Here is a 17,497-nt window from a genome sequence, read left to right as displayed (position 1 = left end):
GTAGGTTGGTGGATTGTCGTGGTGAGAAGATCGAGCTTCCCGGGCGCATTGGCGGCGGCGACCATCGTCGGTCATCTGGCGAGTTGTGTCTCCGCCTCCGCTGATGAGGGCGCACGCGGCCTCGCATATGCGGCTCCGTGGCCCGGCTCCGCGCCTGGCCTCGGCGCCAACAAGCTGACGGGCGGGTTGCCGTCGGCCCACGCGGAGATCGACACCGAGCACATCTTCGGCTTCAGCATGGGCTCCGATATCGGCAAGACCGGCGATATCGAGATCGAGTTCGAGAATGTCGGCGCGTTCGGAAAACGTTCAGGCACTTACGCAGCCTGGGCCAATCTCAATCAGGTCAAATACACGGTGTCGGATAACTTCCGGATCGCACCCGGATTTTCGCTGAGCGGGCAGCACATCAAGGGCGTGCCGGGACTTGCCGATCATCGGGACATCGCTTTCAGCGGGGGAGCGCTCGAGCTGCGCTACAAGCTGGTCGACCGCACCGTCGCGCCGTTCGGGCTGACCCTCCACGCGCAGCCCGGCTGGAGCCGGATCGACGACGGCAGCGGCATGCATATCGCACAATATGGCGCGGAGTTTGCCGCGCTGTTCGATCGCGAGCTGATCAAGGACAGGCTGTTTGCGGCCTTCAACGTCTGGTACGGGACCGGCGGAACGCGCGAGATCTCGACCAATCTCTGGCGACACGATTCCGAGATGCAGTTGCAGACCGCGATCTCGTACGCACTGCAGCCCGACCTCGTGCTCGGCCTCGGCGTACGCTACGCACGGGCCTATGACGGCGCCGGCCTCGACCGCTTTTTGGGAGATGCCGTCTTTGCTGGCCCGACCTTCTCCTACAACATCTCGAAGGAGGTCGGCATCTCCGGCACCTGGCAGATGCAGGTTGCCGGCAAGGCGATCGGCGACAATCGCAGCCTCAACCTGGATCAGTTCGAGCGGCACCAGGCGCTGTTGAGGATCAACCTGCACTTCTGACGTGCGCACCCGCAGTTACGTCCGCGGCCTCCGCGGCGCAACGTTTCCGGGCATGTCGGCCAGGCGCGCCCTCAGGCGCGGCACTGCGAAATCGAGAAACGCGCGCAGCTTCGCCGGCATGAAGCGGTTGGGCGAGTAGACGAAGCTGACCGGCTGCGGCGGCGGTTGAAAGTCCTGCAGGAGCGCAACGAGCTCTCCAGACCTCAGCGCATCTGACGCCAGGTAAGAGAACACGACGGTGATCCCGATGCCTGCGCGCGCGGCATCGATGGCCGATTCCAGATTGCTTGCAATGAAGCGCGACCGAACCGGCACTGCATACTCGGTCTGCCCTCGTTTGAATCTCCACGTGCCCGGCGATTGAAGCGGAGGATAGCTGATGCAGTCGTGGGCGGAGACATCATCGGGAGCCTTCGGCGTTCCCCGCAGCTTCAGATAGGACGGGCTGGCGCAGGCGACGCGGTGAATTTCCCCCACGCGCACGGCGATCAGGCCGCTGTCGGCGAGATTGCCGACACGAAGCGCGACGTCAATGTTCTCGTCCAGAAGGTTGAGCGTCCGGTCCTGCAAGATGAGCTGAACATCCACTTCCGGAAATGCCGCAAGGAACTCGGCCAGGATCGGCTGCAGGCATAGCCGACCGAGCGCGACCAGCGTCGTGATGCTGAGATCGCCACGCGGCGTGGTGTATTCGCCGGAGGCAACGCGCTCGGCTTCGGTGAGATCGGCGAGAATTCGCTTGGCCGCAGCGATGTAGGAGCGACCGGCGTCCGTTGGGACGAGCGCGCGGCTCGAGCGATGAAACAGCTTGGTCTGGAGGTGCTCCTCGAGCTCCGAAACCTTCCGGCTCACCGTTGCCAACGGCATTTTCTGACGGCGCGCGGCAGCAGACAGGCTGCCCGCCTCCGCCACCGCCAAGACCACCGACATGCTTTCGAGACGATCCATGGGACTCTTCCATATTCTGGAAGGAAAGATCCCGATTTTGCCAGATACCCACCATTTCCGGAAGTGCCTATTCCTCTCCGCACCCAAACCGAAGGAGAGACGAAAATGACCCAGACCAGAACAGGCACTGCCCTCATCACCGGAGCTTCGACCGGAATCGGCGCGATCTACGCCGATCGCCTGGCGAAGCGCGGCCACGACCTCATCCTCGTTGCGCGCAACAGGCAGCGGCTCGCATCGCTCGCGCGCAGGCTCGGCAACGAAACTGGCCGCAAGGTGGAAACGGTGGAAGCCGATCTCACATCCCCTGCCGACCTCCGCCGCGTCGAGCAACTCATCAGAACCAACGGCGACATTTCGGTGCTGGTCAACAACGCCGGCGTCGGCGCCTCGGCCCCGCTGATCGATTCCGACATCGACAAGATGGAGGACATGATCCGTCTCAACGTCGGTGCACTGACGCGTCTGACCTACGCAGCGGTGCCCGGATTCATCGCCCGCGGCCACGGCACGATCATCAACATCGCTTCCATCGTCGCGATCGCGCCGGAGCTGCTCAACGGCGTCTACGGCGGCTCGAAAGCTTTCGTGCTCGCATTCACCCAGTCACTCGTTCACGAGCTCGCCGGGAAGGGCATCCGCATTCAGGCCGTGCTGCCGGGCGCCACTGCGACGGATTTTTGGGACATCGCGGGCACGCCGGTTCACCAGCTGCCGGTAGAGATCGTCATGTCGGCCGGCGACATGGTCGACGCGGCCCTCGCCGGTCTCGACCTCGGCGAAGTCGTGACGATCCCTGCGCTCGCCGACAAGTCGGAGTGGGATCGCCACGAGAGCGCGCGGCTTGCCATGACGAACAAGCTCTCGAGCGCCATTCCCGCCCCTCGCTACAACCTGCACACGCACGTGAGTGCGTGAGCGAACAACCGGCATCAAACGGAGATCACCATGTCACGCATCATCAGCCAATCGTCCACCTTATCCATCGCCCTGCGCCGCACGATCAGTTGGCGCGAACAGTCTGAACGCCTGCTCGCTTACGCCGAACCGATCAGCCGGATCGGTCTCTACGCGTCGCTCGCAATCATTTACGCCTGGTTCGGCGGAATGAAATTCACCGATTACGAGGCGCAGGGACTCGTGCCCCTGGTCGAGAACAGCCCGCTGCTGCGATGGTTCTACACGCTGTTCTCGGTGCGCGGCTTCTCGACCTTTCTCGGCTTCGTCGAACTCGGCATCGGGCTCCTGATCGCGCTCCGCCTGTCCAGCCCGATCTACTCCGCAGCCGGCGGCCTGTTGTCGGCCGGGCTGTTCGTCACCACGCTGAGCTTCATGATCTCGACGCCCGGCGTCGTCGTGCCGGAGCTCGGGGTCCCCGCGATCACGGTCGCTCCGGGTCAGTTCCTGCTGAAGGACGTCGGCCTGCTCGCCGCTTCCTTCTGGGTGTTCACGGACTCGCTGAAGGCCGTCATCCGCAGGTGAGAGCTCACACCACAGCGCAACGGACCCGAAAACAGGAGACCCTCCATGAAAGTGCCATCCATCTTCGGTGCAGCTTTCGCTGCCATCGCCATTGCGGGTGCGGCGCCCAGCGCCGCCCACGGCATCGGCGAAACGGTCACGCCGCACTTCGAGCAATCGATTCCAAACATCCCGGGCAAGTCTGTCGTCGCCCTGGTCGTGAACTATGCACCTGGCGGAGCGTCGCCTTCGCACATCCACGCCAAGTCGGCCTTCATCTTCGGTTACGTGCTGTCAGGCGCAATCGAATCTCAGGTGAACGATGGGCCCAGACGGGTCTACCGCACCGGTGAGAGCTTCTACGAGCCGCCAGGCTCCCGTCATCCCGTCAGCCGCAATGCGAGCCGATCCAGGCCCGCAAGCCTGCTCGCAGTGTTCGTCGTCGACAGCAGTGAGAAGGATCTGACCACCGCCATCCAGCAGAATCACCCCCAAGGAGAAAAACATGAGTAAGCGTCTCGACTACAACCAGATCGCGCCGGCAGGCATCAAGGCGCTCGGCGGCGTCTACGGTTACGTCCTGCAGAGTCGGCATTCCGCCACGCTGATCGAGCTGGTCTATCTGCGGATCTCCCAGATCAACAATTGCGCCTACTGCCTGGACATGCACACCCGCGACCTGCTCAAGAAGGGAGAAAAGGTCGAGAAGATCGCGCTGCTGCAGGCATGGCGCGAGGCCGGCAATCTCTTCGAGGAACGCGAGCAGGCTGCGCTCGCCTGGGCGGAGACGGTGACACGGATTGCCGAGACCGGCGTGCCCGACGAGGCATACCAAGCCGCACGCGCCGTGTTCGAGGAGCGTGAGCTCGTGGACCTCACTATCGCGATCAGCCTGATGAACGCCTACAACCGCATGGCCATCAGCTTTCGCGCAACGCCGGCGGCTGCCGCCGCCTGATGCGCCCCTCACAACATCCTGCACAACTCGAAAGGACATTCACATGACGAAACGTGGAATCATGGTTGCGGCGGGGCTGATCGCCGCAACCAGCCTGGCTTCGCTCTCGGCACGATCCGAGGAGCCACGACTGGGAGACATCAAGCGCACACATCTCATGAAGGAAGCACTGAGTGCGCCCGGGCGCGAGGTCGTCCAGGTTCGCGTCGATTTTCCTCCGGGCGTCGTTGCCGTCAGGCACAGTCACCCGGGCGAAGAGCTCGTCTATCTGATCGAAGGCGAGCTGGAATATCGGCTCGACGGCAGGCCGCCCGTCATCCTGAAAGCCGGGGACGTGCTGCTCATTCCTCACGGAGTGCATCACGCCGTGAAGAATGTCGGCAGCGGCAACGCCGCGGAGCTTGCGACCTACATTGTCGAGACCGGCAAGCCGCTGTTGACGCTCGGCCGGTGAACGATCTCTACCGCTTATTCCAGTCGATCACACGATCCGGGTCGGCGTCGAACTCCATGCTGCAGAACGTGCCGCCCTGGAAATAATCGCCGACAGGATCCGGCTTCAGCTTGGCCTGCTCGGCCATGGCGTGCTCGCGGAAATCCTCGGCGCGTCCGGTGGGGCGATAGCCGAATTCGTAGGCGCGGTGGTTGTCCCACCAGGCGCGCTCGTTGAAAGAAGCGCCGTAGAAGATTTCGAAATGGATGTCGGGATGCTCGAGCCCGATGCGGCAGAGCTGCACGAGGTCGTCGGGCTTGAGCCAGATCGAGAGCCGGCGCTGGTCGAGCGGCATCTCGCCGAAATTGCCGATGCGCAGGCAGGTCACCTTCATACCGTGCTTGTCGGCATAGAGCGCGCCGACGGCCTCGCCGAACACCTTGCTGACGCCGTAGCGGCTGTCCGGCCGCGCAGTGACGTCGGTGCCGATCCTGTGGTGGCGCGGATAGAAGCCCACGGCGTGGTTCGACGAGGCGAACACCACGCGCTTGACGCCCTTACGGTAGGCGGCCTCGAACAGATTGTAGCCGCCGATGATGTTGGCCTGGAGGATCTGGTCCCAGCTGCCTTCGACCGAATAGCCGCCGAAATGGAGGATGCCGTCGATCCCCTCGCAGATCGCCTCGCATTGCGCGAGATCGGCGAGGTCCGCCGCCTTGAACTTTTCGTTCGCCCCGAGATTGGCGGGCGGCTTGATGTCGGAGAGCAGCAGATCCGGATAGATCGGCGGCAGCAGCTTTCGCAGGCTGGTGCCGATTCCGCCTGAAGCTCCCGTCATCAAAATACGCGGCATGTCTTCCTCGCCCGTGGTGTCCGAATTGCGGTTAGGTGTCCCCAATGATAGCAGGATTGTCCAGAGGGAACGAAACGAGAGAACCGACATGAATGAGGCATCGTCCCAAACTCAGGAACGGCCGGGCTGGCGGCCGGCGAGCTACTATCCCGATCCGGCCATCCACGCGCTCGATCCCCGCTTCGAAAAATACTGGCTGAAACTGTCGGCGGTGGAGCGGCTCGCGACCGGCCTGCGCTGGGCCGAGGGTCCGGTGTGGTTCGGCGACGGGCGCTATCTGCTGTGCAGCGACATCCCGAACCAGCGCATCATCAAATGGGAGGAGGAGACCGGCGCCGTCAGCGTGTTCCGCAAACCCTCCAATTTCGCCAACGGCAACACGCGCGATCGCCAGGGCCGGCTCGTCACCTGCGAGCATGGCGGGCGCCGCGTGACCCGCACCGAATATGACGGCAGCATCACGGTGCTGATGGATCAATTCAACGGCAAGCGGCTGAACTCGCCGAACGATGTCATCGTCAAATCGGACGGCTCGATCTGGTTCACCGATCCGACCTTCGGCCTGCTCGGCAATTACGAGGGTTACAAGGCCGAGCCCGAGATCGAGCCGAACGTCTATCGGCTCGATCCCGCGACCGGCAAGGCAACCGTCGTCGCCGAAGGCGTGCTCGGGCCGAACGGGCTCGCCTTCTCGCCGGACGAGAAGATCCTCTACGTCGTGGAATCGCGCGGGGTGCCGAACCGCAAAATTCTCGCTTATGACGTCTCGCCTGACGGGACCAAGCTTTCCAACAAGCGCGTCCACATCGATGCCGGTCCCGGCACGCCGGACGGATTCCGCGTCGACATCGACGGCAATCTCTGGTGCGGCTGGGGCATGGGCGATCCCGAGCTCGACGGCGTCGTGGTGTTCGCGCCCGACGGCGTCATGATCGGCCGCATCGCCCTGCCCGAGCGCTGCGCCAACCTCTGCTTCGGCGGCCTCAAGCGCAACCGCCTGTTCATGGCCGCGAGCCAGTCGATCTATGCGCTGTATGTGAATACGCAGGGCGCGGTGGGAGGATAGGCTCCACAGCACGTCCACGACCTACCACGCCTACCCCTTCTTCTCCTGAGCCGCTGCGGTCTGCTTGACGAGCGCCTCCTCGAAGGCCTTCTCCAGCGATGCCGCATAGACCTTGAACTCGCCGGGATCGACGAACGGATTGGGTCCGCCGACGGCGAGCTTGGCGCGCTTCTCAGCCATCTTGTACATCTCGGGATGAGGAGCCAGCAGGATGTCGACCTTCATGTCCTTGGCGCGCGCAAAGGTCTTGCGATAGTCGTCAACGATGCCGGAATAGGTCGGGTTGCCGACAAGCCGGTTCAGCGCGACCGTGCCGCTGCAGAAGATGAGGACCGAGCGTGTTGCATCGCCGTCCTTCACCGAGAAGGCCCAGCTGGTGCAGCCCGGCGAATGGCCGGGCGTCTCGCGCGCCGTCAGCACAACGCTGCCGACCGCAAGGGTGTCGCCCTCACGCACCGTTCGGTCCACTTTCACCGGCGGAAAGTCGAGCGCCTTCTCCTCCTGCGCACCAGGATAGTAGCCGCCTTCGAGCAACGGCTTGTCGGCATCGCCCGCGACCATCTGCGCGCCGCTCGCCTGCTTCAACTCGGCAAAGCCGCCGGTGTGGTCGATATGGGCGTGGGTGTTGACGAGATACTTGATGTCGCTGATTTTGAAGCCAAGCTTCTCGATGCTCGTCCTGATCTGCGACGTCGATTCCGGCATCACGGTATCGACCAAAATATGCCCTTGGGGCGATGTGATCAGGTAGGACGCGAGTCCGTTGGTGCCGACATAGTAGACATTGTCGATGATCTTGAATGGCTCGGTCGGTTCGTTCCATTTCGTCCGGAGGGTGTTGAGCAGATCCTTCACCGTCTGGGCCTGCGCAGCGCCTGAGAGCGGCACCAGCGCAACGAATGCGATGATCAATTTCCTCACGTTCCGTCCCTTTGCTTTTCTTGATTTGACGGGCTGTTGTCGCAGTGAAGCGGCCGGTCTCCGAGCAAAGAATGCCGGCTTCCCTGGAAGCCGGCATTCCCTGTAGTGCAAGCGCCGTATGAACTACGCCGCGTTGAAGCCGGCGACGGCCTTCACTTCGAGGAAGTCCTCGAGGCCGAACTTGCCCCACTCGCGACCGTTGCCGGACTGCTTGTAGCCGCCGAACGGCGCGGTGCGGTCGTTGGGCACGCCCTGCAGGTTGACGTTGCCGGCGCGGATCTGGCGCCCGACTCGCTTGGCGTCCTCGACCGATGGACCGTAGACGTAGCCGGCGAGGCCATAGGGCGTGTCGTTGGCGATCTTGACAGCGTCGGCTTCGTCCTTGGCGCCGATGATGGTCAGCACCGGTCCGAAGATCTCTTCGCGCGCGATCGTCATGTCGGGCGTGACGTCGGCGAAGATGGTCGGACGGACATAGAAACCCTTGTTGACGCCTTCGGGCAGACCCGGGCCGCCGGCGACGAGCGTTGCGCCCTCATCGATGCCCTTCTTGATCAGGCCCTGGATCTTGTCCCACTGGCCGCGGTTGACGACCGGACCGATGGTGGTGCCTTCGGCGCGGGGATCGCCCGCCTTGGTCTTGTCGGCGACGGCCTTCGCGATCGCGGCGACTTCCTTCATCTTCGACAGCGGCACGATCATGCGCGAGGGCGCGTTGCAGGACTGGCCGGAATTGTTGAACATGTGCATCACGCCGCCGGTCACCGCCTTGGTAAGGTCGGCGCCTTCGAGGATGACGTTCGGCGACTTGCCGCCGAGCTCCTGGCTGACGCGCTTCACGGTGGGCGCGGCGCGCTTGGCCACGTCGATGCCGGCGCGGGTCGAGCCGGTGAAGGAGATCATGTCGATGTCGGGATGCTCGCTCATGGCGGCACCGACCTCGGGACCGAGGCCGTTGACGAGATTGAACACGCCCTTCGGCACGCCGGCTTCATGCAGGATTTCCGCGAAGATCAGCGCCGAGGTCGGCGTGAACTCGCTGGGCTTCAGGATCATGGTGCAGCCGGCGGCGAGCGCCGGCGCGACCTTGCAGGCGATCTGGTTCAGCGGCCAGTTCCAGGGCGTGATCATGCCGACCACGCCGATCGGCTCGCGCAGCACCATGGCGGTGCCCACCGGCTCCTCGAAATGATAGTTCTTGAGCACGTCGAGCGTGGTCATGAGATGGCCAAGGCCGGCACCGGCCTGGAGCTTTTCCGCCATCGGCAGCGGTGCGCCCATCTCGTCGGAGACGGCGGCGCCGATCTCCTTGAGGCGGCCCTTGTAGACCTCGATGACCTTGCTGAGCAGCGCGACGCGCTCATCGCGGCTGGTCTGGGAGAAGGTCGCGAAGGCGCGCTTGGCGGCGGCAACCGCCTTGTCCACGTCGGCCTTGGAGCCCAGCGCAACCTCGTACATCGCCTCTTCCGTGGCGGGATTGACCACGGCGGTGGACTTCTTGACGACCGGATCGACCCAGGCGCCGTCGATGTAGAATTGCATGCGATTGACCATCGTTAACCTCTTCTTGGGGGCATGGTGGGGGCGTTTCGGCCGGCATCCTTGCACGAAAGCGCCGGCAATTGAACCCGCCATATGCGGGCCAGCGTTGCGGCGGACGGAGGTTATATGAGCCGATGGCGGGAACGTGGCAAGATGGCCCCGCAGTCATTCCGGGGCGCGGCGACGCCGCGAGCCCGGAATCCATTTCACCACCTGGACTGAGGCACGATGGATTCCGGGTTCGCGCTAACGCGCGCCCCGGAATGACAACGTAGCTACACCGCCATCTTCCGGTGCAGCACCGGTGCCCCGGTGGTGAGGCTTTCGGCCGCATCGATGATGGCGTTGGCGTCGATGCCGTAGTGCCGATAGAGGTCCGCAATGCTGCCGGTCTGGCCGAACTGCTCGACGCCGAGCGCCTCGACGCGGTGGCCGCGGACGCCGCCGAGCCAGCCGAGCGCGGCGGGATGGCCATCGATCACGGTCACGATGCCGCAGTCGCGCGGCAGCGGCGCCAGCAGTTTTTCGATGTGGCTGAGATGCTGCACGCCGCGGCGATCGCGCCGCAATTTCCGTGCGGCGGTCCAGCCCGCATGCAGGCGATCGGCCGAGGTGATCGCGAGCAGGCCGATATCGCGGCGACTTTCGCCGATGAAGCCGGTGGCCTCGATCGCCTCCGGCGCGACCGCACCGGTATAGGCGATCACGACCTCGGCATTCGGGCCCGGCTTGCGCAGCCAGTAAGCGCCGTCGGTGATGCCCTGCTGCAGCTCCGGTGTCATGATCCGCTGCGCCTGCTCGATGCTGCGGGTCGAGAGGCGCAAATAGACCGAGCCACCCTCGCCCGGCTCGCGTTGCATATGCTGGAAACCCCAACCCATGATCACGGCGAGCTCGTCGACGAAGGCCGGCTCGAACGAGGCGAGGCCGTCCTGTGCCATGCCGATCAGCGGTGTCGCGATCGACTGGTGCGCGCCGCCCTCCGGCGCGAGCGTGATGCCCGACGGCGTCGCCGCCACCATGAAGCGGGCATCCTGGTAGCAGGCATAGTTCAGCGCATCGAGGCCGCGCTCGATGAAGGGATCGTAGAGCGTGCCGACTGGCAAGAGCCGCTCGCCATTGATCTGGTGCGACAGGCCGAGCGCGGAGAGCATGATGAACAGGTTCATCTCGGCAATGCCGAGCTCCAGATGCTGGCCCTTGGGCGAGGCGTCCCAGTTGTAGGTCGAGGGTATTTTCTCGCTGCGGAATAAATCCGCCTTCTCGGCGCGCGCGAACAGGCCGCGGCGGTTGACCCACGGGCCGAGATTGGTCGAGACGGTGACGTCGGGCGAGGTCGTGACGATGCGCTTTGCCAGCTCGCTGTCGCTGCGCGCGATCTCGTTGAGCACGAGCCCAAAGCCCTGCTGGGTCGACATCTGCGGCGACGGCTTGAACGCGAGCTGGGCGGGCACCTCGATCACAGGTGCGCTGAGGCGCCGGCCGTCCTGGTTGAACGGCACGCGTGCGAGGAATGCGTCAAGCTCGGCGGCGGATTGCGACAGGCCCTCGTACTTGTCCCATTCGTGCCCGGGCCGGATGTTCTGGCTGTCGCGATATTTCTCCATCTGCGTAACAGTCATCAGGCCGGCGTGGTTGTCCTTGTGGCCCTGGAACGGCAGGCCGACGCCCTTGATGGTGTAGGCGATGAAGCAGACCGGGCGATCGTGATCGATGGAGTCGAATGCCTCGAGCATGCTCGCCATGTCGTGGCCGCCGAGATTCGACATCAGTGCCAGCAGTTCGTCGTCGCTGCGCTTGTCGATCAGTTTTGTAATCGGGCCCTGGTCGCCGATCTCGTCATGCAGATGCTTGCGGAAGGCCGCGCCGCCCTGGAAGCACAACGCCGCATAGAGCGCGTTCGGGCAATTGTCGATCCAGCGCTTCAAGGCTTCGCCGCCGGGCTCGGCAAAGGCCTCGCGCATCAGGCGGCCGTATTTCACGATCACCACGTCCCATCCGAAATTGCGGAACATGGTCTCGAACTTTTCCCACAGCCCCTCGCGCACGACGGCATCGAGCGACTGGCGGTTGTAGTCGACCACCCACCAGGTGTTGCGCAGGCCGTGCTTCCAGCCTTCGGCCAACGCCTCGAAGATGTTGCCCTCGTCCATCTCGGCATCGCCAACCAGGGCAATCATGCGACCTTCGCGGCGATCCTTCATCCAGCCGTGCGCCTTGACGTAGTCCTGCACCAGCGAAGAGAACAGCGTCTGCGCGACGCCGAGGCCGACCGAGCCGGTGGAGAAATCGACGTCGTCGACGTCCTTGGTGCGCGATGGATAGGACTGCGCGCCCTTGAAGCCGCGAAAGTTCTCCAGCTTGTCGCGGCTCTGCCGGCCGAACAGGTACTGGATGGCGTGGAACACCGGGCTCGCATGCGGCTTCACCGCGACGCGATCCTCCGGGCGCAGCACGTGGAAGTACAGTGCCGACATGATGGTCGCGAGCGAGGCCGAGGAAGCCTGGTGACCGCCGACCTTGAGTCCATCCGCATTGGCGCGGATGTGGTTGGCATGGTGGATGGTCCAGGACGACAACCACAGCGCCTTGCGGCTGAGGGCGGTCAATGTGTCCAGACGGGCGGAATCGACGGGCATGGCGATGCTCCGGAATCTGATCCGCCGATCATACCTCTGCGGGGGTCGCCAAATATCTCAATTTCTTGCGGTACATCTGAATAAATTGGGATAGTTTCCCACAATATCGCCAGAAATGCAGGTTTCATCCCAATGCCCGACCTCGACACCATCGACCGCAAGATTCTCGCCCTGCTGCAGGCCGACAGCCGCATGACCATGCAGGAGCTCGCCGACAAGGTCGGCCTGTCGGTCTCGCCCTGCCATCGCCGGGTCAAGCTGCTGGAGGAACGCGGCGTCATCAGCCGTTACATCGCGACCGTGGACCAGAAGGCGCTCGGCCTGCATGTCAGCGTCTTCATCTCGATCAAGCTGGCGCGGCAGAAGGAGGAGGACCTCAACCGCTTCGCCCGCGCGATCTCGAAATGGGACGAGGTGCTGGAATGCTATCTGATGACCGGCAATCGCGACTATCTCCTGCGCGTCGTCGCCGCCGACCTCGCCTCCTACGAGACGTTCCTGAAGACCAAGCTGACCCGTCTCGACGGCATCGCCTCGATCGAATCGAGCTTTGCGCTGAGCCAGGTGAAGTATTCGATCGCGCTGCCGGTGTGAGCTGCGTCAGCGGGGCTGCACGTTGTCACATGGTCGCAACAAACGCCGCCGATGGTCGTTGTGGCTGTTATCCGAGCCGAGAGAGGGACCCATGACCGCATCCGACCGCAAATCCCAGACCTCCAAGCGCGAGCGCATCATCCAGGAAATGGCCGACGATCTCGACGAAGAGCTGGAGATGGAGCTCGATGACACGAGGTTCGACGAGCTTCTGGACGAGACGGGCATGCCGTGTCCGACGATCGATCGCAGGCTCTATTTCCGGGAGCTGCTCCGCCTCCAGGGCGAGCTGATCAAGCTTCAGGACTGGGTGCAGAGCGAGAAGAAGAAGGTCGTGGTGCTGTTCGAGGGCCGTGATGCCGCCGGCAAGGGCGGCGTCATCAAGCGCATCACCCAGCGTCTCAATCCCCGCATCTGCCGCGTCGCGGCGCTTCCGGCGCCGAACGAGCGCGAGCGCACGCAATGGTATTTCCAGCGCTACGTCGCGCACCTGCCGGCCGGCGGCGAGATCGTGCTGTTCGATCGTAGCTGGTACAACCGCGCCGGCGTCGAGCGCGTAATGGGCTTCTGCTCGGAGGACGAATATCAGGAGTTCTTCAAGACAGTGCCGGAGTTCGAGCGCATGCTGATCCGCTCCGGCATCATCCTGGTCAAGTACTGGTTCTCGATCACCGACGACGAGCAGCAGTTCCGCTTTACCATGCGCATCAAGGATCCCCTGAAGCAGTGGAAGCTGAGCCCGATGGACGTCGAATCCCGCAGTCGCTGGGAGGCGTACACCAAGGCCAAGGAGACCATGCTGGAGCACACGCATCTGCCGGACAGCCCGTGGTGGATCGTCGATGCCGTGGACAAGAAGCGCGCCCGGCTCAACTGCATCGCACATCTATTGACTCAGATCCCGTACCAGGAGGTCGTGCGAGCTCCGGTGACGCTGCCCCCGCGCGTGCGCAACCCCGATTATCAGCGCGGGCCGGTCCCGCCGGAAATGTACGTGCCCGCGAAATATTGAGACCACTACCGCCACGGCTGCACGATGATCTTGGTGTGCGCTTCGGGATTGGCGAGGTCGGCGAACGCCTTTGCGACACCATCGAGGCCGACCTCGGCCGTCACCATGGCGGCGGCGTCCACCTGCCCTTCGGCGATCAGGCGCAGTGAGCTTGCGAACTCCTCCGGCGTGTAGCCGAGCACGTATTGGACGTTCAGCTCCTTCATGATGCCGAGCATCGGCTCGTTTCTGTCGCTCTCCATGCAGACGCCGACCACGACGATCCTGGCATCGCGCGGCGCGCCCTCGAACACCTGCTGGAGAAGGCCGGGCACGCCGACACATTCGAAGATGATCGCGGGCTTCAGCGCCGGCAGCATCGCCTGGAACGGCGGCCGTGCCGCCTTCTCCGCGTCGGACATTTGCGCGTGCTCGGCCCAGGCCGCATAGGGCTGCGACGCTCTGGGATCGACGACGACATCGGCGCCGAGCCTGGCTGCGAGCGCGCGCCGCGCCGGCGAATAATCGGCGGCGACGATAGGGTGCAGTCCCCTCAGCTTCAGCGCGGCGATCACCGCAAGCCCGACCGGGCCGCACCCGATCACCAGCGGCACCTCGCCGCCACGGATATTGGCTTTCGCCACGGCGTGGACGCCGACGGCAAGCGGCTCGGTTAGCGCGGCATGTTCCGGCGCCAGACCATTGGGCACTTCGAGCAGCAGCGCTTCGCTGAGCAACATCGCCTCGGCGTAGCCGCCGATATTGTCGTTGGAATAGCCGATGCCCTCGATCCCCCCAGGCGTCACCAGCGCCGGCAGCGAGCAGACGCGCGTGCCCGGCTTCAGCTTGCGCGCGGTGCCGGCTCCGTAGTCGACGATCTCACAGCAGAACTCGTGGCCGAACACGACGTCGCGGGAGAGGTCCATCGGCTTACGGCCGGTCTTTTGCGCCATCTCCGCCAGGCGATGGGCGTGCTGGCGCGCGTGCAGGTCGGAGCCGCAGATGCCGCAGGCGAGCGTCTTGACCAGCACCTGGCCGGCGCCGGGCCTGGGCTCGGCCATCTCCCCAACGACAATCTCACCGTTCCTGAAAATCGCCGCGCGCATCCGGCTCCCCCCTTTTCGTTGGCGCCATTGATAGCACGAAGCGGGACGCGCGAACTTGCGTCAGGGGTTCGGGGAACGCTCCTCCAAGACCAGCAGCTGGGCCCGCCGGACGCGCTCGCGATGGGCGATGTAGAGGCCGCTGGCGACGATGAAGGCGGCGCCGACGACGGTCCAGACGTCAGGGACCTCGCCGAAAATGAAGAAGCCCAAAATGCTGACCCAGAGCAGCTGCGTGTAGGAGAACGGCGCCAGCACCGAGGCATCGCCGTAGCGATAGGCCAGCACGATGATCCATTGGCCGACGGTCGAGGCAATGCCGATCACGATGCCGAGGCCGATTGCCGTCCAGCTCGGCGTGACCCAGACGAATGGCACCATGACGCTGAGGATCGCAACGCCAGTCAGCGCGGAATAGGCCATGGTGGTGAGCACCGCTTCGCGGCCGCTCATCATCCGTGTCAGGATCAGCGCGGCGGCCCAGCAGAATGCCGAGATGATCGGGAAGAATGCGGCGGCATGAAACGCGCTGGTGCCCGGCCGCAGGATGATCAAGACGCCCGTCAGGCCGATCGCGGTCGCGATCCAGCGGCGCATGCCGACCTTCTCGCTGAGGAAAATGATCGACAGCGCGGTGACGAACAGCGGCGAGACGAAGCCGGTGGCGGAGGCTTCGGCGATGGGCAGAAATGCAAGACCGGTAATGAAGAACAGCGAGGAGCCGAGCAGTGCGGCGCCGCGCATCAGCTGCAGGCCCAGCCGCTCGGTGCGCATCGCGTGGAGCGGCGAGCCCGGCAGCATCACCGGCGTGAACAGCAGCGCGAACGTAACGAAGCGGATCCAGGTGATCTCGATCGAGGGCAGGCTGGTCGACAGATATTTCGCGGTGACGTCGGAGCAGCCCAGGAAGATCGTGGAGAGCAACACCAGCGCGATGCCCTTGAAGGGATGATCGACGCGCGCAGGCGCGCGGCGGGCCTTCTGCTTCTTCTCCGGCACGGGCATGGGAATAGTGTCGAGCCTTGCGGCTGCGGCGGGCGGCGGTGTCACGGCAGGAACCCGGGCAAATGCGAATCGAGGAACGGTTGTAAAAAACGCCAAATGCGCCGTGTTCACAACTTCCGAAAACAGGATGCCGATATGCGCGGGCCGCCGCGCGCGTCAATGCTCCGTTAATAATGGGTGTTTGTGCACTACAGCATGGGCAGGCTGCGCGGCTTCGCCCCGCGCGGAAACGCCGCATCGAGTGCCGCAATCTCGTCCCTCGTCAGCACGAGGTCGCCGGCCGCCGCATTCTCGCCGGCATGTTCCGCCGATGACGCCTTCGGAATCGCGAACACCGTAGTCGCACGGGTGAGGAAGCTCAGCGCGACCTGACGCGGCGTCGCGCGACGCGCCTCTGCGATGCGCGCCAGCACGGCGCCGCCCTTGCTGCGCGCATCCGGGAAATCATCGTGGCCGAAGGGGGAATAGGCGACCACCGCGACGCCATGCCTCTCGCACCAGGGGATCACCGCATGCTCGATCGCGCGTTCCTTCAGATGATAGAGCACCTGATTGCAGGCGATCCGGCCTTCCCCGGAGACTTCGAGGATCTCGTCGAGATCGTCGGCGTCGAAATTGGAAACGCCCCAGGACTTGATCTTGCCTGCCTGCACCAGCTCCTCGAACGCGGCCACGGTATCCTGCAGCGGATAGGAACCGCGCCAATGCAGGAGGTAGCAGTCGAGGCGATCGGTCTTGAGCCGCTTCAGCGAGCGCTCGCAGGCAGTGATGGTTCCGCGGCGCGAGGCGTTGCTCGGCAGCACCTTGGAGACCAGGAACACCTCGTCGCGACGTCCCGCAATGGCATCGGCAATGACGAGCTCCGCATCGCCGTACATCTCGGCGGTGTCGATATGCGTCATGCCGAGATCGAGCCCGCGCTGAAGCGCGGCGATCGCGCGCTCGCGGTCGCCGTGGTCGAGATACCAGGTGCCCTGCCCGATGACGGAAACGTCGGCGCCGGTTCGGCCGAAGGGTTTTGCGTTCATGTTCGCTCCGCTGTGGTTCTTCAGCTCAGCCAACCGCTACCAAGCTCACGGGTTCAATCCGCTGATGTCGGCGACCAGAATGCTGCCGGTCGATGATTCCGTGATATAGAGCCTGTCTTTCCCGGCGCCACCGATCGCGACGTTGGTGCAGTTCGGCCCCGCGCACGACTTGATCCGCGCGATCAGTTCGCCGTTGGGGGCGAACACGAAAACGTGGCCGAGCGAGGCGTGGCCGACGAACAAGCGGCCCTTCGCATCCATCGTCATGCCGTCGGGACCGCTGGTGCCGAACAGCGAGCAGAAGCGGCCGACCTTGGACACGCTGCCATCCTTCATGAACGGCAGCCGCCACACCGCATTGTCGCGCGTCATTGCCACGAACAGCACGGTTTCGGTCGGGTCGAGCACCAGGCCGTTGGGACTGATGCCGGTATCGATCAGGCAATCGAGCCGGCCGTTCGATGCCAGCCGATAGACCCGGCCGCTCGGGTCATGCAGGCCGGTCTGGCCCTGATCAGTGAAAAAGATATCGCCGTTGGAGGCCAGATGCAGATCGTTGCAGCCGCGAAACGATTCCGAATTGCGCGCGGTCACGACCGGCTTGATGCGGCCTGCTCTGGCATCGAGCTCCATGATGCCGTGCATGTAATCGGCAACCAGAATGCGGCCGTCGGCGGCGATCTTCAGCCCGTTCGGCCATCCCTCGTACTCGATCACCAGCGACCATTCCCCGTCGGGCGCGACGCGAAAGATGCGGCCGAAGGGAATGTCGACGATGTAGAGGTTGCCGTCCGTGTCGAAGGATGGCCCTTCGATGAAACTGTCAGTCGGCACATGTGGCCGGTTGGCATCGGCCCAATCGCTCCGCACCCCCTTGCGGCGGAACTTGTCAGGCATGGCGGAGAACAGCGTGGTTTCGATCGGCCGCGGCGGCGTTTCCAGGTACATCATTTGTTGTTGTG

General features: G+C 64.1%; 18 protein-coding genes. 9 read left to right on the top strand and 9 right to left on the bottom strand.

Annotated elements, in window-relative coordinates:
• Positions 1–21 precede the first annotated feature (21 nt).
• Complete coding sequence (locus K410_RS0112540; protein WP_245269368.1) at positions 22–993, top strand: DUF6662 family protein; 972 nt, start codon at positions 22–24, stop codon at positions 991–993.
• A 15-nt stretch (positions 994–1,008) separates the two neighbouring features.
• On the opposite strand, the gene K410_RS36790 is transcribed toward K410_RS0112540, so the two are convergent.
• Positions 1,009–1,941 (bottom strand): LysR family transcriptional regulator, encoded by a 933-nt coding sequence (locus K410_RS36790; protein WP_049820026.1) that lies wholly within the window; start codon positions 1,939–1,941, stop codon positions 1,009–1,011.
• Positions 1,942–2,046: 105 nt separating this feature from the next.
• Between K410_RS36790 and K410_RS0112530 the strand changes: the two genes are divergently transcribed.
• From K410_RS0112530 to K410_RS0112510, 5 genes are read left to right on the top strand one after another with little or no spacing between them, the layout of a single operon-like run.
• Entirely contained in the window at positions 2,047–2,859 is an 813-nt protein-coding gene (locus tag K410_RS0112530) for an SDR family NAD(P)-dependent oxidoreductase (RefSeq protein ID WP_028135177.1), read from the top strand.
• A 30-nt stretch (positions 2,860–2,889) separates the two neighbouring features.
• Positions 2,890–3,423 (top strand): YkgB family protein, encoded by a 534-nt coding sequence (locus K410_RS0112525; RefSeq protein ID WP_028135176.1) that lies wholly within the window; start codon positions 2,890–2,892, stop codon positions 3,421–3,423.
• A gap of 45 nt (positions 3,424–3,468) precedes the next feature.
• Complete coding sequence (locus K410_RS0112520; RefSeq protein WP_028135175.1) at positions 3,469–3,915, top strand: cupin domain-containing protein; 447 nt, start codon at positions 3,469–3,471, stop codon at positions 3,913–3,915.
• Positions 3,908–4,360 (top strand): carboxymuconolactone decarboxylase family protein, encoded by a 453-nt coding sequence (locus K410_RS0112515; RefSeq protein WP_028135174.1) that lies wholly within the window; start codon positions 3,908–3,910, stop codon positions 4,358–4,360. The genes K410_RS0112520 and K410_RS0112515 overlap by 8 nt, the downstream gene beginning before the upstream one ends.
• Before the next feature lie 43 nt (positions 4,361–4,403).
• Positions 4,404–4,814 carry a cupin domain-containing protein gene (locus K410_RS0112510; RefSeq protein WP_028135173.1) on the top strand — a complete coding sequence of 137 codons (411 nt, stop codon included), beginning with the start codon at positions 4,404–4,406 and terminating at the stop codon, positions 4,812–4,814.
• A gap of 7 nt (positions 4,815–4,821) precedes the next feature.
• On the opposite strand, the gene K410_RS0112505 is transcribed toward K410_RS0112510, so the two are convergent.
• The gene (locus K410_RS0112505) at positions 4,822–5,646 is read right to left on the bottom strand and encodes an NAD-dependent epimerase/dehydratase family protein (protein WP_028135172.1); all 825 of its coding nucleotides are present in this window, start codon (positions 5,644–5,646) and stop codon (positions 4,822–4,824) included.
• An 88-nt stretch (positions 5,647–5,734) separates the two neighbouring features.
• Between K410_RS0112505 and K410_RS0112500 the strand changes: the two genes are divergently transcribed.
• Positions 5,735–6,712: an SMP-30/gluconolactonase/LRE family protein gene (locus tag K410_RS0112500; RefSeq protein ID WP_028135171.1), complete on the top strand. Its 978-nt coding sequence runs from the start codon at positions 5,735–5,737 to the stop codon at positions 6,710–6,712.
• A 30-nt stretch (positions 6,713–6,742) separates the two neighbouring features.
• Here K410_RS0112500 and bla read toward each other — a convergent pair whose 3' ends face one another.
• The 3 genes from bla to K410_RS0112485 all read right to left on the bottom strand — a co-directional run bounded on the left by bla (position 6,743) and on the right by K410_RS0112485 (position 11,814).
• Positions 6,743–7,633, bottom strand: a complete 891-nt coding sequence (bla, locus tag K410_RS0112495) for a subclass B3 metallo-beta-lactamase (RefSeq protein WP_028135170.1) — start codon at positions 7,631–7,633, stop codon at positions 6,743–6,745.
• Positions 7,634–7,756: 123 nt separating this feature from the next.
• Positions 7,757–9,187 carry an aldehyde dehydrogenase family protein gene (locus tag K410_RS0112490; protein ID WP_028135169.1) on the bottom strand — a complete coding sequence of 477 codons (1,431 nt, stop codon included), beginning with the start codon at positions 9,185–9,187 and terminating at the stop codon, positions 7,757–7,759.
• Positions 9,188–9,450: 263 nt separating this feature from the next.
• On the bottom strand, positions 9,451–11,814 hold the full coding sequence (locus K410_RS0112485) for a thiamine pyrophosphate-binding protein (protein WP_028135168.1): 2,364 nt from the start codon (positions 11,812–11,814) through the stop codon (positions 9,451–9,453).
• Positions 11,815–11,946: 132 nt separating this feature from the next.
• On the opposite strand from K410_RS0112485, the gene K410_RS0112480 reads away from it, so the two are divergent.
• Positions 11,947–12,408 carry an Lrp/AsnC family transcriptional regulator gene (locus tag K410_RS0112480; RefSeq protein WP_028135167.1) on the top strand — a complete coding sequence of 154 codons (462 nt, stop codon included), beginning with the start codon at positions 11,947–11,949 and terminating at the stop codon, positions 12,406–12,408.
• A 91-nt stretch (positions 12,409–12,499) separates the two neighbouring features.
• Positions 12,500–13,420, top strand: a complete 921-nt coding sequence (gene ppk2 / locus K410_RS0112475) for a polyphosphate kinase 2 (RefSeq protein WP_028135166.1) — start codon at positions 12,500–12,502, stop codon at positions 13,418–13,420.
• A 5-nt stretch (positions 13,421–13,425) separates the two neighbouring features.
• On the opposite strand, the gene K410_RS0112470 is transcribed toward ppk2, so the two are convergent.
• The 4 genes from K410_RS0112470 to K410_RS0112455 all read right to left on the bottom strand — a co-directional run bounded on the left by K410_RS0112470 (position 13,426) and on the right by K410_RS0112455 (position 17,483).
• Positions 13,426–14,460: a zinc-binding dehydrogenase gene (locus tag K410_RS0112470; RefSeq protein WP_245269367.1), complete on the bottom strand. Its 1,035-nt coding sequence runs from the start codon at positions 14,458–14,460 to the stop codon at positions 13,426–13,428.
• A gap of 105 nt (positions 14,461–14,565) precedes the next feature.
• Positions 14,566–15,507, bottom strand: coding sequence for a DMT family transporter (locus K410_RS0112465; protein WP_028135164.1), 942 nt, complete (start codon positions 15,505–15,507; stop codon positions 14,566–14,568).
• Positions 15,508–15,695: 188 nt separating this feature from the next.
• The gene (locus K410_RS0112460) at positions 15,696–16,535 is read right to left on the bottom strand and encodes an aldo/keto reductase (RefSeq protein WP_028135163.1); all 840 of its coding nucleotides are present in this window, start codon (positions 16,533–16,535) and stop codon (positions 15,696–15,698) included.
• Positions 16,536–16,580: 45 nt separating this feature from the next.
• Positions 16,581–17,483, bottom strand: coding sequence for an SMP-30/gluconolactonase/LRE family protein (locus K410_RS0112455; RefSeq protein WP_049820251.1), 903 nt, complete (start codon positions 17,481–17,483; stop codon positions 16,581–16,583).
• Between the last annotated feature and the right edge of the window lie 14 nt (positions 17,484–17,497).

Source organism: Bradyrhizobium sp. 22, from assembly GCF_000482425.1.
Classification (GTDB): domain Bacteria; phylum Pseudomonadota; class Alphaproteobacteria; order Rhizobiales; family Xanthobacteraceae; genus Bradyrhizobium; species Bradyrhizobium japonicum_B.
Note: the sequence above shows the minus strand (reverse complement) of the source record. Positions and strands in the feature narration are given on the sequence as shown.